The 21110-nt window shown below is 55.1% G+C and carries 24 protein-coding genes; 5 read left to right on the forward strand and 19 right to left on the reverse strand.

Annotated elements, in window-relative coordinates; translation table 11 throughout:
* Positions 1-192: 192 nt before the first annotated feature.
* The 12 genes from GEAM_RS16040 to GEAM_RS16095 form a co-directional block, all read right to left on the reverse strand.
* Positions 193-675, reverse strand: a complete 483-nt coding sequence (locus tag GEAM_RS16040) for a DoxX family protein (protein WP_051899547.1) — start codon at positions 673-675, stop codon at positions 193-195.
* Positions 676-690: 15 nt separating this feature from the next.
* On the reverse strand, positions 691-1443 hold the full coding sequence (locus tag GEAM_RS16045) for an HvfC/BufC N-terminal domain-containing protein (RefSeq protein ID WP_034793366.1): 753 nt from the start codon (positions 1441-1443) through the stop codon (positions 691-693).
* Complete coding sequence (gene bufB / locus GEAM_RS16050) at positions 1440-2276, reverse strand: MNIO family bufferin maturase (protein WP_034793369.1); 837 nt, start codon at positions 2274-2276, stop codon at positions 1440-1442. Before bufB ends, GEAM_RS16045 begins: the two co-directional genes overlap by 4 nt.
* 18 nt (positions 2277-2294) lie before the next feature.
* Positions 2295-2561 (reverse strand): BufA1 family periplasmic bufferin-type metallophore, encoded by a 267-nt coding sequence (locus tag GEAM_RS16055; RefSeq protein ID WP_034793372.1) that lies wholly within the window; start codon positions 2559-2561, stop codon positions 2295-2297.
* 99 nt (positions 2562-2660) lie between these two features.
* Positions 2661-3851 carry a cytochrome c biogenesis protein DipZ gene (locus GEAM_RS16060; RefSeq protein WP_034793374.1) on the reverse strand — a complete coding sequence of 397 codons (1191 nt, stop codon included), beginning with the start codon at positions 3849-3851 and terminating at the stop codon, positions 2661-2663.
* Positions 3852-3871: 20 nt separating this feature from the next.
* The gene (locus GEAM_RS16065; RefSeq protein WP_051899548.1) at positions 3872-4639 is read right to left on the reverse strand and encodes an alpha/beta fold hydrolase; all 768 of its coding nucleotides are present in this window, start codon (positions 4637-4639) and stop codon (positions 3872-3874) included.
* A 155-nt stretch (positions 4640-4794) separates the two neighbouring features.
* A complete protein-coding gene (locus GEAM_RS16070; protein WP_034793375.1) occupies positions 4795-5064 on the reverse strand; it encodes a YdgH/BhsA/McbA family protein in 270 nt (89 codons plus the stop codon).
* 161 nt (positions 5065-5225) lie between these two features.
* On the reverse strand, positions 5226-6533 hold the full coding sequence (locus tag GEAM_RS16075; protein WP_034793377.1) for an ATP-binding protein: 1308 nt from the start codon (positions 6531-6533) through the stop codon (positions 5226-5228).
* Positions 6530-7270 (reverse strand): response regulator, encoded by a 741-nt coding sequence (locus tag GEAM_RS16080; protein WP_034793596.1) that lies wholly within the window; start codon positions 7268-7270, stop codon positions 6530-6532. The genes GEAM_RS16075 and GEAM_RS16080 overlap by 4 nt, the downstream gene beginning before the upstream one ends.
* Positions 7271-7472: 202 nt before the next feature.
* The gene (locus GEAM_RS16085) at positions 7473-8174 is read right to left on the reverse strand and encodes an acid phosphatase (RefSeq protein ID WP_034793379.1); all 702 of its coding nucleotides are present in this window, start codon (positions 8172-8174) and stop codon (positions 7473-7475) included.
* Positions 8175-8279: 105 nt separating this feature from the next.
* Positions 8280-8918 carry an RpiB/LacA/LacB family sugar-phosphate isomerase gene (locus GEAM_RS16090; RefSeq protein WP_034793380.1) on the reverse strand — a complete coding sequence of 213 codons (639 nt, stop codon included), beginning with the start codon at positions 8916-8918 and terminating at the stop codon, positions 8280-8282.
* Positions 8919-9017: 99 nt separating this feature from the next.
* Positions 9018-9464: a DUF2000 domain-containing protein gene (locus tag GEAM_RS16095; RefSeq protein WP_034793381.1), complete on the reverse strand. Its 447-nt coding sequence runs from the start codon at positions 9462-9464 to the stop codon at positions 9018-9020.
* Between the two features lie 137 nt (positions 9465-9601).
* On the opposite strand from GEAM_RS16095, the gene GEAM_RS16100 reads away from it, so the two are divergent.
* Entirely contained in the window at positions 9602-10165 is a 564-nt protein-coding gene (locus GEAM_RS16100; RefSeq protein ID WP_051899549.1) for a hypothetical protein, read from the forward strand.
* Between the two features lie 93 nt (positions 10166-10258).
* Complete coding sequence (locus GEAM_RS23295; protein ID WP_167333536.1) at positions 10259-10432, forward strand: hypothetical protein; 174 nt, start codon at positions 10259-10261, stop codon at positions 10430-10432.
* Positions 10433-10525: 93 nt separating this feature from the next.
* Here GEAM_RS23295 and GEAM_RS16105 read toward each other — a convergent pair whose 3' ends face one another.
* The 4 genes from GEAM_RS16105 to malK form a co-directional block, all read right to left on the reverse strand.
* Positions 10526-11365: an AraC family transcriptional regulator gene (locus tag GEAM_RS16105; protein WP_034793382.1), complete on the reverse strand. Its 840-nt coding sequence runs from the start codon at positions 11363-11365 to the stop codon at positions 10526-10528.
* A gap of 107 nt (positions 11366-11472) precedes the next feature.
* Entirely contained in the window at positions 11473-12399 is a 927-nt protein-coding gene (gene malM, locus GEAM_RS16110) for a maltose operon protein MalM (protein WP_034793383.1), read from the reverse strand.
* A 219-nt stretch (positions 12400-12618) separates the two neighbouring features.
* Positions 12619-13914 (reverse strand): maltoporin, encoded by a 1296-nt coding sequence (locus GEAM_RS16115; protein ID WP_034793384.1) that lies wholly within the window; start codon positions 13912-13914, stop codon positions 12619-12621.
* 30 nt (positions 13915-13944) lie between these two features.
* Complete coding sequence (malK, locus tag GEAM_RS16120; RefSeq protein ID WP_034793386.1) at positions 13945-15054, reverse strand: maltose/maltodextrin ABC transporter ATP-binding protein MalK; 1110 nt, start codon at positions 15052-15054, stop codon at positions 13945-13947.
* 455 nt (positions 15055-15509) lie between these two features.
* Between malK and malE the strand changes: the two genes are divergently transcribed.
* The 3 genes from malE to malG all read left to right on the forward strand — a co-directional run bounded on the left by malE (position 15510) and on the right by malG (position 19244).
* Positions 15510-16697: a maltose/maltodextrin ABC transporter substrate-binding protein MalE gene (malE, locus tag GEAM_RS16125; protein ID WP_034793387.1), complete on the forward strand. Its 1188-nt coding sequence runs from the start codon at positions 15510-15512 to the stop codon at positions 16695-16697.
* A gap of 74 nt (positions 16698-16771) precedes the next feature.
* Positions 16772-18334, forward strand: a complete 1563-nt coding sequence (gene malF, locus GEAM_RS16130; RefSeq protein WP_128124395.1) for a maltose ABC transporter permease MalF — start codon at positions 16772-16774, stop codon at positions 18332-18334.
* 19 nt (positions 18335-18353) lie between these two features.
* Positions 18354-19244, forward strand: a complete 891-nt coding sequence (malG, locus tag GEAM_RS16135; RefSeq protein ID WP_034793391.1) for a maltose ABC transporter permease MalG — start codon at positions 18354-18356, stop codon at positions 19242-19244.
* 108 nt (positions 19245-19352) lie between these two features.
* Here malG and GEAM_RS16140 read toward each other — a convergent pair whose 3' ends face one another.
* The 3 genes from GEAM_RS16140 to GEAM_RS16150 all read right to left on the reverse strand — a co-directional run bounded on the left by GEAM_RS16140 (position 19353) and on the right by GEAM_RS16150 (position 21102).
* Positions 19353-19691, reverse strand: a complete 339-nt coding sequence (locus tag GEAM_RS16140; RefSeq protein ID WP_034793393.1) for a nuclear transport factor 2 family protein — start codon at positions 19689-19691, stop codon at positions 19353-19355.
* Between the two features lie 73 nt (positions 19692-19764).
* Positions 19765-20553 (reverse strand): inositol monophosphatase family protein, encoded by a 789-nt coding sequence (locus GEAM_RS16145; protein ID WP_034793395.1) that lies wholly within the window; start codon positions 20551-20553, stop codon positions 19765-19767.
* A gap of 96 nt (positions 20554-20649) precedes the next feature.
* Positions 20650-21102, reverse strand: coding sequence for a GNAT family N-acetyltransferase (locus tag GEAM_RS16150; protein ID WP_034793397.1), 453 nt, complete (start codon positions 21100-21102; stop codon positions 20650-20652).
* Positions 21103-21110 lie beyond the last annotated feature (8 nt).

Raw genomic sequence — 21110 nt, forward strand, 5'->3', positions numbered from 1 at the left:
AAAAATTTTCTGAATATTGAATACCCATACAATTAGAAGGCATTTTAGGCATGGACCCTAGCTGGCGTAAATTATTGGGTGGAGTTGGAGAATTAATGTCTTATGTTGAAATGCGGTAGGGCGGATCTCAAATCCGCCCTAAACTATTTACTTCTACTGTTTATAACGGATCCACTTTCACTTAGCACCTTATCAAACCAACCCCAGCACCCGATCCAGCGACCACTTCCCGGCTCCGCGTGAGATGACCATCAGCAGCAATCCGCCCCAAATCAGGTGAGTTGGCCATGCGTCGGGATAGACAAAGATCTCAATAATCAGCGTCATAAACAGCAGGCCGCTGGCAGCGAAGCGGGAGAGCAGGCCGAGGACCAGCAGCACTGGGAAGGTGTGTTCGGCAAAGGTCGCCAGATGCGCGGCGATGTCATAGGGGATCAGCGGCAAGGCGTATTCGGTTTTAAACAGCTCATAAGTCGAAGGTTTGAGGGTCATGAAGCCCGTCACTTTGGTGCGCCCCGAGAGGAAAAACACCGCCGCAATGCCCACTCGGGCGACCAGCAGCAGCACGTTGCCACTGACCACACGCTGCACGCCGCGCCAGGTCCCATTCCACAACCCGCGCAGACCTTGCTCAGAAGAAGCCTGATTATTTAAAGAGTTATCTGTCGTTTTCATTTTTACCTCTAAGAATTAATGCGCCGTCGCGGCGAACACGCCGAGATGCAGTAAGCGCGTGAAAAATGGACCAATATCGAATGTCGGTTCGGCGTGTAATGCCCGTTCGCTCGCCGCGTTCAGGTTCGCGCCATCGCGGCAGGCAGCGAGAAATGCCGCGCCGCCACGGCTTATCGGCTCGGCCTCAATACCCTGTTGGCGCATCACCAGTAGCGCGCCCTCTCCTTGCCACTGAATATTCTCCGGCGGCGCAGTGTGGTAACGGTTGAAATGCCACAGCGTGAAGACCGGCAGGCTCGGGTGCCAATGCCAGCGCACCGCGTCGCGCAAGGATAAAACCAGCTCGCCAACCGACTCTGGTGGCAACTCAGCCAGTGCCTGCACCGCCAAACAGGCTGCCGATTCGGCGCAAAACATCTCCAACCACAGCCAGTCGAGTCGCGCCACGTCAGCCAGATAGCCCAGGTCGGCGGCGGGCAGATAGGTGGCGATAAAAGCCGGGAAGAACTCGCCGTAGCGAATCAGCATCCCCTCCCTCGGCGGCTCCACCAGCGCGTATTGCCGCGCCATCTCGCGGAAGAAGTCCTCTCCGGTCAGGCTGGCAACGCTGGGGAAATTGGCCTGAAGCGCGTCGATGCAGCCTTTTAGCACGCTGTTGCGATAGACCATAAACCCCGGCTGTTGCTGTAAATGCGCCAGTTCATTGCTGTTCTCGTCATACAGGGCGCGGATAAAAGCCTGATGATACCGAGCCAGTTCGCCGCTCATCGCAGACCTCCGTAGGTGTGAAGGATGCCCTGTGCTCGCTGCTGCTCCTGTAATAACACCGCGAACTCCGGTAGTTTGTCGTCGCGTTCAATCAGCGTTGGGCGCGCACCGATGCGCTGAATAAGCCGTTGATAAAGCGCCCAAACATCGTCGGAAACCGGGTTGTCGTGGCTGTCGATCAGCAAACTGCTGCCGCCTTCGTCGCTACTAAACCCGGCCAGATGGATCTCGGTAACGTGGTCTGCCGGAAAACCGTCGAGCCACGCGGCGGCGTCAAACCCCAAGTTGTGGGCACTCAGCCAGACATTGTTGATATCCAGCAGCAGCCCGCAGCCCGTGGCACAGCTCACTTCGTGCAGAAACGCGATGTCATCCCACTCGTGCTCCGGCATATGCAGATAGTGTGTCGGGTTCTCCAGCGAAATCTGCCTGCCCAGCGCGTCCTGCACCCGGTCAATATTGTCGATTAACCGGCGCATCACCTGCGAGGTGCGCGGCACCGGCAGCAGATCCGGGTAGTAAGCGCCGTCCCACTGCGACCACGCCAAATGCTCGGAAACCAAGGCCGGTTTAACCTCGTCCACCAGCATTTTTAGGCGAGAGAGCAGCGCGGCGTCCGGCGGAGCATCGGCGGCCAGAGAGAGCGAAACGCCGTGCAGAGAAATTGCGTGCTGCTGGCGAATCGCCTCCAGCCACTCCCTGCGTGGGCCACCGGCCATGAGATAATTTTCACTGTGGACTTCAAACCAAACGTCCGCCGGACTTTTAAGCGCCTGCTGGTAATGTTCCGGCTTCAGCCCCAGCCCGGCACCCAGTTGAGTTATTGTCGTCATGGTGGTGGCCCTCTTGGCTTAGCCTTCGGTCAGTGAACCGTGGCCTTTTGGTGTCTGGATGGAGGTGCAGGTGCCTTGCGGAACCATCTTGTAGGCGTCTTTCTGGTAATCGATTTTGGAAGTCCCGGCGCAGGTGGTGCCCGCCCCGGCCTTGCAGTCGTTATCCGCCGCTTTTGCCACACCAAAACAGCGCTCTAAATTAGGGCCAGTGGCTTCAGCAGCTAAAGACGCGGCGCTGAAAGAGATCAGAGATAAGGCAATAGCGGACATAGCAATACGTTTCATATAAAGCTCCAGAAAGTTGAAAGTTAAATTAAATAAATGATGTCAGACACAGCATTAACACAGTGAGATTATCTAATGTGACATTACCTCCTTATTAAATTAAGCCTTAGCTTCGGCTAATAATGCGTTGATGACTTTCTCTTGCTGCTGATAATTACCTTCTCCGAAGTTCTGATAACGTAATTGTCCTTTGGCATCGAAATAATAATGCGCGGGCCAATATTGGTTACCGAAGGCATTCCAGATGGCGTAATTATTATCAACCGCGACCGGGTACTTAATATTCCATTTATTCAGCGCTTGTTTTACGGCATCGATATTCTTCTCCCACGGATATTCCGGGGTGTGAATACCAATCACCACCAGCCCCTGCGACTGATATTTCTCAGCCCACTCGCGGACGTAAGGAATACTGTGCTGGCAGTTAATGCAGTCGAAGGTCCAGAAGTCGATTAACACCACTTTGCCTTTTAACTGCTCCGGCGTGAGTGCCGGGGAGTTCAGCCACGTTATGGCGCCATTGAGAGACGGCATTTGGCTGGAAGGTGCCTGAATATCAACGGGTTGTAGAATCACTCTCTTGGCCGGTGAAGGCTTGAGGGTCAGCAGATGCTGCTCCAACTGCTGTCCAACGGCGCTATTGGTATCCAGCAAACTGGTAGCTCCCGAGGCGATAAACACCACCGAGGCCAGCATCATCACCCCGGCCATCTGGCGAAAACGCAGAGTGAGTGCCATTTTGGCTCGCAGTCTGGTGAGCAGCTTGTCACCGCAAAACCACAGTAAGGCCAGCATGGTCGCGCAGCCGCTGCCATAGGCCAGCAGCAGTAACCCACTCTGCCCTGATGCTCCGTTAAGCATGGTGGTACTGAGGATCGCCCCCAGAATCGGCCCCGCGCAGGGTGCCCATAACAGCCCGACTGCTCCCCCGGCCAGCAGCGCGCTGGTGATACCCCGCTGCTGGCGGCTGCGGCTATCCAGCAGTGAGCCAAGGCGCACCGCGGGCTGCGCAATCTTCTGAGCAAAACGTTCAGAGATAAGCGACAGCGCGGTGATAGCCAATAACCCCAGCGCCAGCCAGCGGCCATATTTGCTGGCATGAACCACCCACTCGCTGCTCGCCGTTGCCAGCAGAGCCACCAGCGTGAAGGTCAGTACCATGCCGACGAGCAAGGCCGCGAAATGGCGTTTATTGCTGCCCGCTCCGGCGAATAACAGCGGGATCACCGGCAGCGTGCACGGGCTTAACAAAGTGAGCATTCCGCCCAGATAAGCAATCAGAATTGGCATGAGAACTCCCTGACCACGGGCTAGTTACCCGAAGTGATATTCACCGCTTTGAAAATTGTGCGGGCGACGTTTTTTGGGTCATACAGCATCGGAACGTGGCTCACCGGCAATTCGGTCACGTGGGCGTGGATTTTCTTCGCCATCGCGCGCTCCAAGTCGGGATTGATCATCCGATCCTTGCTGCCGACCAAGAACCAGCTGGGCTTGGTTTCCCACGCGGCTTTAGTGACTTTTTCATCAAAACTTGAGGCGCGGATTGGCACCTGAGTAATGCCCACTATGTTCTGCGCCTCTGGCGTGGCGTCCTGTGCAAAGTCGCTGGCGATGGCGCTGGTTGGCAGGCTGAGGAAGCCGTCAGCCCCTTTCACAATTTTTGCGCTGCCCGGAGGTGCTGGGAAGCTTTTCACCAAGTCGGCGGTGGACTGCCCGGCAGACGGCGCGAAGGCGTTGATGTACACCAGCCCTTTGACGCGCGGGTTGTTGCCAGCCTGGGTGATGACCGTGCCGCCCCACGAGTGGCCGACCAGAATCACGTCGCCTTTGGCGCGGGCAATGGCGCGTTCAGTCACTTCGACATCATCTTTCAGCGAGGTCAGCGGGATTTGCGCGGTGATAATTTCGTAATGGCGCGACTGTAGCGCGGGGATCACCTGCTCCCAGCTGGCAGTGCCGTCGGCGAAAGCGCCGTGGACCAGAACAATGGTGTGAACCTGCTCCGCGTGGGCGGAAAAGCCGGTCATCAGACCGGCGACGGTCATTGCCAAAAACGTTTTGTGTAGCGGCTTCATCATTTTCTCCTGAAATACCAGACCAAGTGACGTGGGCGGGATGAGCTTCCCGACATAACAAGACTAAAGTTGTTATGTATCTGGCATGTTTCGGTCTGGTAGCGGATTCTTATGTCTATGTATCTGGATGACGTAATAAATAATGAGATACACAATTAACGGTATATTTCAGCGACGCCGTAATAACTGTTATTGCCACCGGCGGCGATAATGCGATACGCGCTGGCCCCGGCTTTGTCCGCTTTCATCGAAAGATTGTCATTTAATTCAGATAATGAAAGTGCATTACTGCTGCTGTCAGAAACGGTGCCAATTTTCACCAAGCCCTGTGCGTTGTTGACTTCTTTGGCGGCAAAGGCAGGTGTAGCGGCAGCGGCGGCAATAAGCAAAGAGAGTGGCAGAATAACGGTGCGGAAGAGTTTCATAATAAGCCTCACAATATATCGGTTAGGTTAAGTTTATTTCCGCCGGACCCTGTCTCGGCGGATGACTTATTTAAACGTATAAATGTATGTGGGCTGTTTCAATTAACGGTAGATTTGTTTTCCTGTATAGCGCCGGGCGGCGCTGATACATAAGAAAACAATTATTCAGTGAGAGGGAAATGGATCTTGACCTGCAAACCCTGTGGCTGGCGGTTGGCTAATTGCAGTTTACCCTTCAGCTGATTGACCAACTGCTGGGCGATAGCCAAGCCTAAACCTGTGCCGCCAGTATCGCGATTGCGCGAGCTTTCGACCCGATAGAAAGGTTGCAGCACGGACTCCAGCTCTTCTGGCGGAATGCCCGGCCCGTTGTCAGCAATCACAATCTCCACCGCTCCACTCTCGCCGAGGCTAAGCCGCAGCTCGGCACTACCGGCAAACTTCAGCGCGTTATCAATCAGGTTGGTCAGAATACGCCGCAGCGCCTGTGGGTGAGTGACCAGCGCCACGGCCTGCCCGGCGGGGGTGAAAGTGACGTTTTTCCCCACGTCGAGATAGTCGCACACCAGACTGTCGATAAAGGCATTGAGGTCGATTCGACTCAACTTCTCTTCAAGATTTTCTGACGCGCGGGCATAGGCGATCCCCTCGCGCACCAGATGAGTCATCTCCTCGAGATCCAACAGCAGCTTGTCGCGCAGCTCGGGCTGGTCGGCCATTTCGGCACGTAATTTCATCCGCGTGATTGGCGTCTGCAAGTCGTGGGAGATGGCCGCCAGAATCTGCGCCCGCTCCTTCAAATAACCTTTAATTCTGGCCTGCATGGCGTTAAAAGCCCGCGCGGCGTAGCGCACCTCGGCGGGTCCGCTCTCCACCATGGTGCTAGCAGACAGCGAGGTCGGGTCGAGTGACTCAATCGCCTTGGTAAAAACGGTCAAAGGCCGCACCGCCTGACGCACGGCGAACCACGAACAAATCAGCAGCAGGACCAGCTGCACGCAGAGCACGAAGGGCAGCCAGTTGGCGATAGGCGTCGGGCGCGGCATGACATCAATGGTCAGCGGCTGGCCGTCTTTCAAGGTGAGGTGCGCCTGTAGCTGCTCCTGCTTGCCCGCAATAGCATTGATCGACAGGTGATAATTGGCACCCAGCGCCTGCTCCAGCGACTTGGCGGTATCCTGTGAACGCCACGTCGTCGGGTACTCGCCGGACTGACCGGCGCTAAGCAAATAATGGTAGTTCCCGCGCCCGAGCATGCTCAACCAGGCCGGGCGCTCGGCGGCGGGCAGCCGGTCGAGGATCGCCACGCTGGTCGCCACGTCATATTCGAGGTTACCCAGCATCACCGAGCGCGCACTGCTAATGCGTTCATACATCAATAAGCTCAGCGTCAGGGCGTTAGCCAGCAGCAGGCCGAGCAGCACGATAATCAGCAGGCGGGAAAGCAGAGAGCGCGGCCACCACGTCATTCGCGTGCCTCTTTAATCACCACCGGCATGGAGAAAACGTAGCCTTCGCTGCGCATGGTTTTGATGTAGGCCGGTTCGCGAGCGTCATCGTTAAGTCGCAGACGCAGGCGGCTGACCAGCAAATCGATTGAGCGCTCGAACAACTCGGCGTCGCGGCCTTGGGTCAGATTGAGCAGTTGGTCGCGGTTTAGCACGCGCTGGGGATGGTCGAGAAACACCCGCAGCAGCCGATATTCCGCGCCGCTGAGCGCCACGATAGTGCCGTCGGCAGCCACCAGATGGCGCGCCGACGTGTCCAGATCCCACACGCCAAAGGAGAGTAAACGCCCTGCTTCGGTCACTTGCAGGTTTGGTGGCATCATGCGCGCACGGCGCAAAATCGCCTTGATGCGCGCCAGCAGTTCACGGGCGACAAAAGGCTTCACCAGATAGTCGTCCGCGCCCATTTCCAATCCCAAAATCCGGTCAGTTTCCTCATGGCGGGCGGTCAGCATCAGGACCGGAATAGTGCGATGCTTGCCGCTGCTCAACTCGCGGCACAGCACCAGACCGTCATCGCCCGGCATCATGATATCCAACACAATCAGGTCCACCGGCTGGGTTTCCAGCAAGGCGCGCATCTGCTTGCCATTGGCCGCCACGCTGGTGCGCAGCCCGGCCTTTTGCAGGTAATCGGCGATAAGGTCACGAATATCGCGGTCATCATCCACGATCAGAATATGGTCAATATGATCCACGTAAACGTCCATTAGCATCAGGAGGGATGAACAGATTGTATCCTATTATTTCGGCCTAAAAAGTCGGCTTTGTACCACAGTGTATCTGGACGGGCTGGGGATACATGGCGAGAGATAAAGAGAGGAGAAACGAGATAATAAAAAAGCCGCTCGGCTGTTTTCGAGGCAGCGGAGCGGCTTTTTTACTGGCGAACTGGGGAAATTACTTCAACCCCATGCTCGCGCGAAGTTCAGTTTTGGCGGCGTCGAATTCGGTCTGGAATTCTGGCTGCTCGGCCATTTTCTGGGCGATCAGCGCGGCACCGGTACGGCTCATGACAGTGTCAGAACGGTAGTGGAAACCTGCCACCAGACGGTTCTCGGCATAGCCTGCGGCGCGGGTGAACAGCTCGTTGCGTTTTTCCGGCACCATATCGGCCAGCACGGTCGCCATCAGGTAACCGACGGTTGAGTGGCCGGAAGGCCATGAGCCAGACTTGGATTTTTTCAGCAGCGGGTGGATCTGCTCATCGACCATGTACGGGCGTGAACGGTTGAAGAACTTCTTGGCGGAGTCATCTACCACGTCTTCCGTCGCGACGATACGGTCAAACAGCGCGGCCACTTTTGGCAATTTTTCAGCAGTGAATTCAGGGCCCATCACATCGGCAAAGCGCCAAACGTTTTCCTGCGCGTCGGCAATCGCCTCCTTCTCCTGCTCCGGCGTACGGCTAGCCTGAATCGCCAACAGCTCTTTGATTTCAGCTTTGGTTTGCGCCGAGTCATCCGCCGGTGGCGCTGGCAGATACTTACTCAGATCAACCTCTTTGCTGGTGACAAACGGCTTGGCTTCTTCAGCGGCCTGAGAAGTGAATGCTGCACCGGTGAGGGTTAAAAACAGTAACGCGACGAGGGACTTACGCAAGGGAGAGCTCCTGAGTTTTTTTTCGAATAGCAGGAGAGTAAAGAGCGGATATGACAGCAATATGACAGCCATGCCCCGCGCGAGTGGCGGAGCATTGCCGGGGAATTACGCCAGCAGGGTTCTGACGAAATCTTCGATCTCTTTGTTCTGACCGTTTTCAAACAGGCATTTCTGGAAGCGCGGGCCACTGACCGCCGTCTTCACCAAGTCTTTATCAATGGCGCGCAGGGTGTCGAGGTAGTTCTCCTTCACCACGGCGGCTTTGACCTGATTAAGAATTCCAGCGTTGCGCACCTGAGGCTCTTTGCGATCCGCCGGATAGCCCTGACCCCTTTCACCCGAGAAGGCTTTCTCAAAGATGAAGCGCACGTTCAGCTCTGCGCCCCAGCCGTAACCTTTGGCGAAAGGCAGGGAGAGCGCGTTGCCGTTGTTGATCTGGGCAAACAGGTAGGCATCCGCCGGGTCGATACAGTAACCACAGGCCACGCCCGGATGGATATTCAGTGACATCAGCGCGCCCTGCCCGGTGCCGCAGCCGGTGACCACGAAGTCCACCGCCTTGGCATTCAACAGAATGCTGGCCATGATACCGAGATGAATATAGGTCAGGTGGTGGTCCTGCTCGTCACTCATGCCGACGTTGTAAACCGAGTAAGACTTCTCGTCCGCCACGGTTTTCAGCTCTTTCAGGACCGACGCATTTTTCGCGGCCTGACTGTTTTCCATCATCAGTGCAATTTTCATTTCTTCATCCCATTCAATTATTGAACCGTCATTTCATTTTAATGAAAAAATGGTTTTATGCTTGAAAAAATGACCCTTGCCGTGACTGGTTTCACAGAATCAGCCCAGTAAGCCGAGCTTGCCGGTGAGTTTTCTCACCACTTTCTTATTACCCGCCAGCGCAATGCCCAGCAGTTGCAGCGAATCCGTCGGCACCTGAGTCACGGCCTGACGAAACGCCGCGTAGTCGGTGGTTTGCTGGCCTTCGACCGGAAAAATCACCCCGTCCATCTCATCATCGTTGAGCAGCGTTTGGTGCAGTTGCGAGAGGGTTTGGCTGTCCGCCACCAGCACGCTAATCCCAATCGGAATGAGCCCCGGATGCACTCGCGCATCGGCATCAATCAGCGGCTCACCCACCAGCCCCGGATGGCGCTGGCCGAGAGTCAACGCCAGCACCGCCGCGGCATTGGCGGCATGTCCGGCACTCAGTTCGCTATTGATGACCACCACGCAGCGTTCCGGCAGTGAAGAAGAGGGGGATGAAGGAGATACAGGCGCATTCATAAAAACAAACTCCGATTTACACAGTGAAAACCGGAGCATAGCCCGCAAGAAAAACTCAATCTGGAAGATTTGTGCACAGCCAACGGTAACGGGGGTATTATCTGTCGCACAAAAAACAAGCTAAGGAAGGATGCCTAGTGAACGAGTTATCAAATAAGGATATTCACGATAAATGTTTGGGGGCCACCTCAGAGGTCATTTCCGGTTTCGGGTGGAATAATATTTCTGTAGGTACATTGAGTGATACAGATAAACAACGCCTTAAAAGCGATGAATACAGCGGCACCTTAGATTGGCAGTGGGCGATGGAGCGATACCAAGGCAGCGTAGAGGACGGCATTCTGGATATCTCACTTAAGGTCATCGACCATAATGATCCTGACTCTCTTCATGCCGTAATACTTTGCAAATATGATCCGCTAAGAGGTGAATTTGCTATTTGCATGCTAGAAAATTTCTTAGCCAAGCAGCGGACTCCGCTAACAGGCAACGTGTTCATTATTGCGCTGATTTACTCGACAACCTTTTGTGATATGACTGGCATCGAGGACATTGTTATTCAAGATCCGACCGATGAAGCAAGACCGCGTTATAGGTCTTATGGCTTTGCCGCCGTATGGGACGACCTTAATAAAATTTCGGCAGGTTTAGACGACATTAAGCAACGCCTCATCGAAAAGATAAGTCGTTTTGAGCAATAAAAGGCCGTCTTAGTGCAATCCATAGTTGATTGTTAAATGAGCAGGGCTGCGTTAGAATCAGCAGCATTAGCCACAATATGATTAGGAGGCGTTATGACTCAGCAAGCGACAAAAATCAGCGCCGAGAAAGCCAATGCCGCCGCGCAACGTTCTGTGGATTTTTGGGCGAAAATTGATGGCAGCAAACTCGCTAAAGTCGGTCTGAAAGAAAAAGATATGGATTTAGTCGGTCAGCCTAAAAGCCAAAAGATGGTGAAATTAGGTTAATACCAGATAGAAAAGGCTCCTTCGGGAGTCTTTTTTATGGCTACTATTTGGCACTCCTTCGCAAGCAAATCTCATCCATTTATATCTCCCCCGTTAAATATTGCCCTCTTTGCCACACAGCCGCCTATAACGTGCTGGCGTCAGCTGATAGGCGCGGCGGAACCAGCGGCCGAGGTGGCTTTGGTCGGCGAAACCGAGGTCAGTGGCGACACGCACCGGCGAGTGTCCGGCGGCGAGCCAGTGGCGGGCGCGGGTCAGTTTAAGTTGAATCAGGTAGGCGTGAGGCGGCAAGCCGAAAGCGGCTTTGAAGGCTCGGGTGACGATGAAACGGCTTTCGCCGAGGGCGGCGGCCAATTGATCCAGCCCGATATCTTCCTGCATATGGGCGTGCAGGTAGTCCCGCGCGCGATAGGCCAGTGAGGCATCGGTTCCCTCACCGTCGGCCTTCAGTCGCCACGTCAGGTGGCCACCCAGCGCATTGAGCATGCCGTCTAATGCGGACTCGCGAACAATACGCAGGTCATTGCCGTGCAAAGCGTCGAAGGCGCTGGAAACCGCCTGAGCCAGGTGCACATCCTGCGCCAGAGTACGCTCAAAACTAGGGTCGCCGCCGGGGATGAAATCCTCCCGACGCGAAGCCAATTCGCGGCTGAGCCACTGCGGGTCAAGATAGAGCATGTGGTAGGTGAAACCGTCGGGTGCCACGGCGTCGCCGTCGTGGATCTCGCCGGGTTCGAGCATAAAGACTTTGCCGGGCAGGCTTTGGTGTTTTTGCCGACGGCAGCTGAACTGCTGCACGCCCTGACGGGTTACGCCAATCAAATAGCTGTCGTGCCAGTGCGGATCATAGGCGTGGCCTTCGAAATGCGCCTGAATGGTCTCGATGCCGCTCTCTTTATCTTTCGATAAATCGACCCAGTTTTTTGGCGCCATGGCCCTGCTCCGCTGTCTAAATTAACAACAGAGTAACAAAATGGCAGGAGGAAGAGAAAGGATGTTCAGCTCCCCCAAAACGGAGGAGCTGAAGCCGTCAGCGGGGATTAATGCTTAACGCTGTCGATAAAGGTTTTACGGGCAGTTTTCGAACCCAAACGCTCAGCTTCGTCCAGCAGTTTCAGTGCCTTATCCACATCACCCGCTTTCACCGCTTTCTTAATTGCGCTGTTGAAGTAGGCTTCTGAATCAGAAAGCATTGGCTCCGCCGGTTTAGCTGGCGCGGCAGGCTCAGTGCGAACTGGTGTTGGCGCGGCCTGCTGACCGACGATCACAGGCGTTGGAGCCGGCGTCGTGCTGCTGGTGCTGGTATTCACGTTATCCAGAATCTGACCAATCATGATGTTGCCCGACTTCTGCTCGGCGCGAACTTTAATGCTCAGCGTGCCGGTTGGCGTGTGGCGAGCAATCGGGTCTGGAATATCCGGGATAGCGTTACCCACGCCAGCAGCATACGCCTTGGCCGGGTTGGTCATCTGGGTAGTGGTCGCCAAGTCTTGCTTAGTGGTGTAAACCAGCAGGTAAATCTGTTTCTGACCCAGCGCTGGTGTCAGTTTCAAAGTGCCTTCCAGACGGTCGCTGGAGACAATGCCCGGTTTCTCATACGGGAAGTAGCTCGACGGGTAATAGGCCGCCGGGCGCATTTGTTCGTCCAGCACTAAGACGTTCGGCACATACACCGTTTTGCCGGTCGCGATGCTGGTGACGGTAATTTCCAGAGATCCACGGTCAGCTGGAACAGCAAATGCCCCCACCGCGCCCTGAATATTTCCCTGATTGATTTGTGCGCCAGAAGCCGACAGCGTCACATCCTGCGTCACCGGAGGAACCAGTGGCGTCCACGACAATTTCTGTAAGGTCTGAGCGGAGATCACCGGCGCAACCGCTGTGTCAGTTTGCGCAGCATAAACACCTGCGGGGGTCATCGCCAACAGGCTCAATGACAGACACAGTGACAGCAGATTCTTTTTCATCGTTATTTCCTTTTGAATCACCATGAAGGCTGGCGAAAGGATCGCCAGCCAGCACATCTTGGTCTTTTAGCTTTTAAGGACATCCACTGCTTTTTTCCTAAATCATTCGTGTTGCTGGAAGGCGGCAACCAAGCTCATCCCCAGGATCGTAGACAACTACGTGACTGGGGTGAGCGCGGGCAGCCAACGCCTCAGCAACGCGAAGGATGACGGAAAAAATTACCACCAGATTTCCATTTGAGCCCCGAACGTAACTTCACTGTCCTTACCACGACTGAAAGTATTGGTGCTGGTATCGCTCATGGCCAGACCGTTGTTCAGACCGCGGTCGGTGTCGTAGCCCCATTTTTCGTTCCAGTCGGCGTAGGTGGCGAAGATACGGATTGCCGGACGTGACCAGATGCTGTCGCCAGCCTGCCATTGTTGCGCCAGGGTGACTTTGTATTGGCCGTTGTTCTGGCTGGTGCGTTGGGATTTGACGTTGTCGTAGCCCACTTCCAGCAAGGTACTCATGATTGGCGTCCATTTATACATCGGGCGAACACCCACGGTGTACCAGGTTGTACCGTTATTGTTATCGCGATCAACATCTTGGTACATCGCGACGTACATCAGACCCCAAGTATCGTTGAAGTCGATGGCACCGTGGTCGAGCACGCGCCACATGTTGCCGTTGTTGTTTACGCTGCCGCCGCTTGAGTGGCCGCTCGCGCCGTTAGTGCCCGGATCGGTCATGGAGTCAGTGGCGTATTGCAGGACGAATTTGTTGTAGCCGTTGTAGATGCTCTGCGTGTGTTCAGCAGTCAGCATTACGCCGTCTTTCGTAGCGTCGTCAGCCAGAGAGAAACCGTCACGTGGGTTAGCACGGCCATAGTCAACACCCAGCTCTAACACGCCGCCTGGGTTGGTGTTCAGGCCAGCTACGCGCACGTCGAACACGTCGTTTGAAGTTGGAACTTCGTTACGCTGGTCAGCGATGTAGCCGTAAGAACCACCGCTTTCGGTGTTACGGGTGGCTGCCAGAGACAACTTACCAAAGCCCAAGTCGATGTCTTCGATACCTGCACCAGGACCAGAGATATCCCAGTAGTAGAAGTCAATCATGTGGACGTCATGACGTTGGTAGAAACGCTTACCGGCCCAGATGGTAGAACCCGGCAGCCAGTCAATCAGGTTTTTACCCAGCACGTTAGCTTCACGAACGGCAGGGCTGGTAGATTCGGAGTCATTTCTCTGGTCTACGGCGTAACCGATGTTGCTGTTGAAGTAGAAGCTCTTATCCCCTTCCTTCCACACTTCCTGTCCAAGACGTAACTCGGCATAGGTTTCACATTCGTTACCCAGACGATATTTGCTGTCAGCACCGGTCGCTTTAAAACATTGTTGTTCGCCGCCGCTGCCAGTCCAGCCAATGCCCGAACGCGCATAACCGGTGAAGTCTACTGCCATCGCTTGTGTAGAAAAAATACCCGCCGCGACTGCCAGCGGCAGAGAGTATTTACGCAAAGTCATCATCATTGTTCTCCTGTAGGGGGATCGCGTGCTTTAAACGCCGGGCTCTGGGTGTAGCCGTCGGCACGCAGTCCCGTCCTCGCGGAACAAGTGACAGCGATGAGGCGGCAAGCCTATTGCGAATGTTGCACCTTCTTCTACCAACACCACGTCGTTCTGGCGGTACACCAGGTTTTGACGGATAGCCGGGATCTGGATGTGAATCTGGGTTTCGTTGCCGAGCTGCTCGACCACCTGCACCACGCCGGACAGCGTCACTTCTGCGATATCGCTCGGTAAGAGGTGTTCAGGACGGATCCCCAGAGACAGATTGCTGCCGACCGTGACCTCTTTGCCCTCGACCGGCAGCCATACGCGCTGGCGGTCTGGCAGTTCAATCTGCACACGTTCGGCTTCAACGCCGGTGACTTTCACCGGCAGGAAATTCATTTTTGGCGAACCAATAAACCCGGCCACAAAGCGATTCGCCGGGTAGTGGTAAAGGGCGAGAGGTTTACCGATTTGCGCCACACGACCGGCGTCAAGCACCACGATTTTGTCGGCCAATGTCATGGCTTCGACCTGATCGTGGGTGACGTAAATCATGGTGCGTTTCAAACGCTTATGTAGACGGGAAATCTCAATGCGCATCTGCACGCGCAGCGCGGCGTCGAGGTTCGACAGCGGTTCGTCGAGCAGGAAAACCGTCGGCTCGGCCACCAGCGTGCGGCCAATGGCGACGCGCTGGCGCTGGCCGCCAGAGAGCGCTTTAGGGCGTCGGTCCAGCAAGTGAGCCAGTTGCAGCACTTCTGAAACTTGATTCACGCGCTGGGTAATTTCGGCTTTCTTGGTGCCCGCCAGCTTCAGGCCGAAGGACATGTTTTCGGCTACGGAGAGGTGCGGGTAAAGCGCGTAGGACTGGAACACCATGCCGATGCCGCGCTCGGCGGGCGGCACGTCATTCATGCGTTTTTCGCCAATCAGCAAGTCGCCCGAGGTGATGTCTTCCAGACCCGCAATCATGCGTAACAGCGTGGATTTGCCACAGCCAGACGGCCCGACAAAAACCACGAACTCACCTTCGGCAATCTCAATATTCACGTCTTTTGAGATGACCGTGTCGCCAAAGGCTTTGTAGAGGTTACGAAGTGATACGCCCGCCATAGCCGACTCCTGAACAGACTTGCTGGAGTCTCCCGCTCACCGCGCGACCAATCATTTATTTGCCGCGTAAGCAAGGAAACTGAATGTCAGGCAGAGTGCGGGAACGATACCTTTTCGTAATCATCCGTAACAAAGATTTTCGTGGGGGAGGAGGAAGGAGGATGAGGCTATTGCGCAAACGGCTGAAAGTTCACACTAAAGATCAAATTCGTGATCTCGGCGGCAAATTGCCACCCATAATTTTGAGTTATACCCCACAGAATGCGCGGCAGTGTTAAGTGGATCACACAACCAGAGAGGGGGGCGTAGAGAGGGGGATGATGAAGCTGGGTTGAGTTATCACCGACACTGGTCCGGCAAGCTTATCTGGCTACCTCAAACAGACTTTTACGGCACAAACATCGCCTTCAGACGGAATAAAAATCGCCTCTCTACGCTCGTTAAAGGATTAGATTATGAAGAAGACAGTCACACGAACTCTCGCAGTATCTGCCCTGGCAACGCTTTTCATGTCGTCCTCCGCGTTTGCCAAAATCGAAGAAGGCAAGTTGGTCATTTGGATCAACGGAGACAAGGGCTACAACGGCCTGGCCGAAGTGGGTAAGAAGTTTGAGAAAGACACCGGCATCAAAGTGCTGGTTGAGCACCCGGACAAACTGGAAGAGAAGTATCCGCAGGTGGCCTCCACCGGCGACGGCCCGGACATTATCTTCTGGGCTCATGACCGTTTTGGCGGCTACGCCCAGTCCGGCTTGCTGGCGGAAATCAGCCCAGATCAGGCGTTCAAAGATAAACTCTTCCCGTTTACCTGGGACGCGGTGACCTTCAACGGCAAGCTGATTGGCTATCCGGTTTCGGTCGAAGCGCTGTCACTTATTTACAATAAAGACATCATCAAGCAAGCGCCGAAGACGTGGGAGGAGATCCCTGCCCTCGACAAAGAGCTGCGCGCCAAAGGCAAAAGCGCCATCATGTGGAACCTGCAAGAACCCTACTTCACATGGCCAATTATCGCCGCCGACGGCGGTTACGCGTACAAATACGAAAACGGCAAATACAACATCAAAGACACCGGCGTGAATAACGCGGGTTCGCAGGCTGGCCTGCAATTCATCATCGACATGGTGAAAAACAAAAATATCAACGCCGACACCGACTACTCCATCGCCGAAGCCGCATTTAACAAGGGCCAAACCGCGATGACCATTGATGGCCCTTGGGCGTGGTCAAACATCGATAAAAGCAAAATTAACTACGGCGTAACCCTGCTGCCAACCTTCCATGGCAAACCGTCGAAGCCGTTCGTCGGGGTATTAACTGCCGGGATCAACGCCGCTAGCCCGAATAAAGAGCTGGCCAAAGAGTTTCTGGAAAACTACCTGCTGACCGATGACGGCTTGGCGGCGGTGAACAAAGACAAGCCGCTGGGTGCCGTGGCGCTGAAGTCTTATCAGGAAAAACTCGAGCAAGATCCGCGCATTGCCGCCACCATGGCGAACTCGAAAACCGGCGAAATCATGCCGAATATCCCGCAGATGAGTAACTTCTGGTATGCCGAACGCAGCGCGATCATCAATGCTATTAATGGTCGCCAAACCGTCGAGCAGGCACTGAAAGAAGCTGAAACCCGCGTCACCAAGTAACCTGACGCCTGAGCTAAAAATGAGTCGTAATCCGCCGGGGTGAAGCTTCGCCCCGGCGTAACAAGGGATGTGCTATGCGAGAAAGCGGAATGTCAGCCAGAAAAAAAGGGCGCATCGGCAATGGCGTAAAATGGCTGGTGGTCAGCCTGCTGGCCTTGTTTACCGGCTACCTGATTGTCCTGATGTATGCGCAGGGCGAGATGCTATTCGCCATGCTAACGCTGCTGCTTTCCAGCGTAGGTTTATATATTTATGCCAACCGCCGCGCCTACTCGTGGCGCTATATTTATCCCGGCCTCGCCGGTATGTCGCTGTTCGTGCTGTTCCCGCTGGTCTGTACCATTTTCATCGCCTTCACCAACTACAGCAGCACCAACCAGCTGACCTTTGAACGCGCGCAGTCAGTATTAATGGACCGCCAGTTTCAGGCTGACAAAGCCTACGCGTTCGCCCTGTTCCCCGCCGACGCCAACCAGTGGCGCTTGGCCCTGACCTCGCCAGACAGTGGCGAAACCTTGGTTTCCGCCCCCTTTGCTTTCAACCCAACCACGCCGCAAACCTTGACGCTCTCCCCGCAGACCATGCCCGAGGGTGAGAAAGCCGGGCTGCGCGTGGTGACGCAAAACCGTCAGGCGCTGGGGCAATTGACCGCCAAACTGCCGAGTGGCGAAAGCCTGAAGATGAGCTCGCTGCGCCAGTTTTCCGGCAGCCAGCCGCTGTACCAGCGCGCCGAAGATGGCGAACAGCTGACCAATGTGCAGAGCGGCCTGGTGTATCGGCCAAATATGCAAACCGGCTTCTATCAGGCGGTGAATGCCCAAGGCGAGTGGCAGGCGGAGAAACTCAGCCCCGGCTTTACGGTAAACATCGGCTGGGCCAACTTCCTGCGGGTGCTGCATGACGACGGTATCCAGAAGCCGTTCCTGTCTATCTTCGTCTGGACCATTATTTTCTCGCTGCTGACGGTGATTTTCACTACCGCCGTGGGCATGGTGCTGGCCTGCGTGGTGCAGTGGGAGGAGCTGAAAGGCAAAGCCATTTATCGGCTGCTGTTTATCCTGCCTTATGCCGTGCCAGCCTTTATTTCTATCTTGATCTTCAAAGGGTTATTCAACCAAAGCTTCGGCGAAATCAACCTGATGCTCAGCAGCCTGTTTGGTATCAAACCGGCGTGGTTTAGCGACCCACTGACCGCCAAGACCATGATTATTATCGTCAATACGTGGCTGGGTTATCCCTACATTATGATTTTGTGCATGGGGCTGCTGAAGGCGATTCCTGATGACCTGTATGAAGCCTCGGCGATGGACGGCGCGACGCCGATGCAGAACTTCTTCCGCATCACTTTCCCTTTGCTTATCAAGCCACTGGCACCGCTGATGTTGGCGAGCTTTGCCTTTAACTTTAACAACTTCGTGCTGATCCAGCTGTTGACCAACGGCGGCCCGAACATGATTGGCACCACCACCCCGGCCGGGCATACCGACCTGCTGGTCAGCTACACCTATCGCATCGCCTTTGAAGGCGGCGGAGGACAAGATTTCGGGCTGGCGGCGGCGATTGCCACGCTGATTTTCCTGTTAGTGGGCGCGCTGGCTTTGATCAACCTGAAAGCTTCCCGCATGAAATTCGACTAGTCGACAAGGAGAGAGACAGATGCCAATGGTTAAACCTAAGTCGCAAAAACTCCGGCTGCTGGTCACTCACGTGTTGCTGCTGTGCTTTGTGGCGCTGATTTTATTCCCGCTGCTGATGGTGTTTGCTATTTCGCTGCGCCCCGGTAACTTCGCCACCGGCAGCATCATTCCTGAGCAAATATCTTGGGACCACTGGAAGCTGGCGCTGGGTATGGCGGTGACCAACAGCGACGGCAGCGTCACGCCGCCGCCCTTCCCGGTAATGCTGTGGTTGTGGAACTCGATTAAGATTGCGGTGATCACCGCGATTGGTATTGTGGCGCTCTCCACCACCTGCGCCTACGCCTTTGCGCGCATGCGCTTTCGCGGCAAAAGTACGCTGCTGAAAGGCATGCTGATTTTCCAAATGTTCCCGGCGGTGCTCTCTCTGGTGGCGCTCTACGCCCTGTTCGACCGCCTCGGGCAGTATGTGCCTTTCCTCGGGTTGAATACCCACGGCGGGGTGATTTTCGCCTATATGGGCGGCATCGCGCTGCACGTCTGGACCATTAAGGGCTACTTCGAAACCATTGATAATTCACTGGAAGAAGCCGCCTCGCTCGACGGCGCGACGCCGTGGCAGGCCTTCCGACTGGTGCTGTTGCCTTTATCAGTGCCGATTCTGGCGGTGGTGTTTATTCTTTCGTTTATCGCCGCGATCACCGAAGTGCCGGTGGCTTCTCTGCTGCTGCGCGACGTCAATAGCTACACGCTGGCGGTCGGCATGCAGCAATATCTCAACCCGCAAAACTACCTGTGGGGAGACTTTGCCGCAGCGGCAATTCTGTCTGCGATACCTATCACGGCGGTGTTCCTGATTGCACAACGCTGGCTGGTGGGCGGGTTAACGGCTGGCGGGGTGAAGGGCTAGTTTACTGCAATGCGCTTGGTGTTATTTGGTTTTACTTCTCAACAACCTCTGTGTCTGAACTATTGGCGACTTGCGAAAGTCGCCTTTTTTCATCTGGTTTAGAAGGCGTTACGCGAAGTAGAACCACGCGGTTTCAATCAGGCCATTTTCAATTTCAAACACTGCGACGCTTTCGATGGGCTGCTCATTAATGCCGTGAATACGTTCGTGGTCAAACACCTTATTGCCCAGCACCGAGCGGGATATTAATTCAGCCCGTAGCTTCGGGTTATTAAAGCGGTGATTAGCATAAAACTCGCGTAACTGCCGCTTGCCGATGGTCGAAGGCTCGGTGGCAGGCATACGGAAGCCTTTGAAAGTTTCACTGAAACAGGCGACGAATTTTTCTAAGTTATGCTCGTTATAGGCATAAAACTGCTGTTCAACAGGCAATAAAGGTGAAGACATATTAACTCCGGTATTGAATAAAAATTCTTATTATTTGAATGGAAATTCAATATCTATTGATGCAGTCAATATGTCAATCACGAGGTTTTAAATCCCACAGGCCTCTGACCGTGCTCATCAAGCTGGCCGTGCCGCTGGCAACCGACAACCCGCGAATACCTTCATCGCCAAAGCTCACCACGGTTTCTAGCCCGGCCTCTTGGCACAGCACCGCGCCTCCGGCGATATCCCACAGGGTGGTGCGGCGTTGAAGATGGCCGTCAATCACGCCTTTGGCGGCAAACACCATACCGACGGTGGTACAGCGATAGCACTGCACCGACCAATCGGCGGCACGCAGCCCTTGGTAGAAGCTGGCGGCGTCATCGAGACGGTCGTCGGAGCTGTCGCCGAGGGAGAGGATCTGCACGTCGCCAAAACGGTTGTCGCGGGTAAAAGGCTCGCCGTTGAGGAAGATGCCTTTGCCGCTTTGTGCCGCAAACTGTTCATTGAGCACCGGCAGCGCCACCACGCCAATCACCGGCTTCTTGCCTTCCACCAGCCCCAGCGACACGCCCCACAGCGGCGAACCGCGCAAGAAGTTCGAGGTGCCGTCGATAGGGTCGATAACCCAGCAGGCCGCGTCAGTCAGCGTGCCGCCAAGCTCTTCGCCAATAATGGCATCTTGCGGGAAATGCTCGGCGAGCTGAGCGCGGATAAACTGCTCCACCGCGACGTCGGCCTGTGAGACAAAATCCTGCACTTTTTTGCTGCTGACCTGAATCTCATCCCGGCGGTTGAAGTAGTTTAACGCCAGCTCGGCGGCCTGTGCGGCAATCTGACTGGCCTTCGCCAGACGTGGTGACATGTCATGGTTAATCATCGTTGTCCCTGAATTTCGTGCCGTTTTGCTTCAGCAAAAATAAAAATTGGCCACAGCATGCCCTCTGATTGATGAACAAAATATGACAATCCGCCGTTAGAGCGTCAAACGATGGGTCACATTGGGGTCATCTATCACCGGCACAAATCCCAAACTGCGGTAGAAGGCGTGGGCGCTCTCCGGGGCGTGGGTATTGAGCAGGTCGAAATAGTCTGGCGCATCGGCCAGCAGGTGTGACATCAGCAGCTGCCCAACGCCCTGCCGCCGTAGCTCACGAGTTACAAACAGATGGCGTACCCGGCCAATGCGCGGCGAGTTGGCAAAGGGGTCGATATTGCGCCCGCAGATACCCACCAGTTGGCGCTCATCGCTGCCCTGCTGCAATAAAAATGCCCCATTGAGCATTTCCCCGGTTAGAGCAAAACGATTCGCGCCCGACTGCCAGTTGTCGCGCAGGCGCACCAGCATTCGCTGCCCCTCGCGCTGGCTTTCCGCGCAGAGCGCATCGAATCCCGCCGTAGAAGGGTCAACCGCCGCAATGATTAACATACATAGGT

The organism is Ewingella americana ATCC 33852 (assembly GCF_000735345.1).
GTDB classification, from domain to species: Bacteria; Pseudomonadota; Gammaproteobacteria; order Enterobacterales; family Enterobacteriaceae; genus Ewingella; species Ewingella americana.

Bases quoted from the DNA above. Each gene is read 5' to 3' on its own strand.
- GEAM_RS16075 (WP_034793377.1), bottom strand. From the start codon at position 6,533: ATGACGTGGTGGCCGCGCTCTCTGCTTTCCCGCCTGCTGATTATCGTG.
- GEAM_RS16105 (WP_034793382.1), bottom strand. From the start codon at position 11,365: ATGGCGCCAAAAAACTGGGTCGATTTATCGAAAGATAAAGAGAGCGGC.
- malF (WP_128124395.1), top strand. From the start codon at position 16,772: ATGCGAGAAAGCGGAATGTCAGCCAGAAAAAAAGGGCGCATCGGCAAT.
- malM (WP_034793383.1), bottom strand. From the start codon at position 12,399: ATGAAAAAGAATCTGCTGTCACTGTGTCTGTCATTGAGCCTGTTGGCG.
- GEAM_RS16045 (WP_034793366.1), bottom strand. From the start codon at position 1,443: ATGAGCGGCGAACTGGCTCGGTATCATCAGGCTTTTATCCGCGCCCTG.
- GEAM_RS16145 (WP_034793395.1), bottom strand. From the start codon at position 20,553: ATGATTAACCATGACATGTCACCACGTCTGGCGAAGGCCAGTCAGATT.
- GEAM_RS16065 (WP_051899548.1), bottom strand. From the start codon at position 4,639: ATGAAGCCGCTACACAAAACGTTTTTGGCAATGACCGTCGCCGGTCTG.
- GEAM_RS16140 (WP_034793393.1), bottom strand. From the start codon at position 19,691: ATGTCTTCACCTTTATTGCCTGTTGAACAGCAGTTTTATGCCTATAAC.
- malG (WP_034793391.1), top strand. From the start codon at position 18,354: ATGCCAATGGTTAAACCTAAGTCGCAAAAACTCCGGCTGCTGGTCACT.
- malE (WP_034793387.1), top strand. From the start codon at position 15,510: ATGAAGAAGACAGTCACACGAACTCTCGCAGTATCTGCCCTGGCAACG.
- malK (WP_034793386.1), bottom strand. From the start codon at position 15,054: ATGGCGGGCGTATCACTTCGTAACCTCTACAAAGCCTTTGGCGACACG.
- GEAM_RS16060 (WP_034793374.1), bottom strand. From the start codon at position 3,851: ATGCCAATTCTGATTGCTTATCTGGGCGGAATGCTCACTTTGTTAAGC.
- GEAM_RS16090 (WP_034793380.1), bottom strand. From the start codon at position 8,918: ATGAAAATTGCACTGATGATGGAAAACAGTCAGGCCGCGAAAAATGCG.
- GEAM_RS23295 (WP_167333536.1), top strand. From the start codon at position 10,259: ATGACTCAGCAAGCGACAAAAATCAGCGCCGAGAAAGCCAATGCCGCC.
- GEAM_RS16115 (WP_034793384.1), bottom strand. From the start codon at position 13,914: ATGATGACTTTGCGTAAATACTCTCTGCCGCTGGCAGTCGCGGCGGGT.
- GEAM_RS16095 (WP_034793381.1), bottom strand. From the start codon at position 9,464: ATGAATGCGCCTGTATCTCCTTCATCCCCCTCTTCTTCACTGCCGGAA.
- GEAM_RS16150 (WP_034793397.1), bottom strand. From the start codon at position 21,102: ATGTTAATCATTGCGGCGGTTGACCCTTCTACGGCGGGATTCGATGCG.
- GEAM_RS16055 (WP_034793372.1), bottom strand. From the start codon at position 2,561: ATGAAACGTATTGCTATGTCCGCTATTGCCTTATCTCTGATCTCTTTC.
- GEAM_RS16040 (WP_051899547.1), bottom strand. From the start codon at position 675: ATGAAAACGACAGATAACTCTTTAAATAATCAGGCTTCTTCTGAGCAA.
- bufB (WP_034793369.1), bottom strand. From the start codon at position 2,276: ATGACGACAATAACTCAACTGGGTGCCGGGCTGGGGCTGAAGCCGGAA.
- GEAM_RS16070 (WP_034793375.1), bottom strand. From the start codon at position 5,064: ATGAAACTCTTCCGCACCGTTATTCTGCCACTCTCTTTGCTTATTGCC.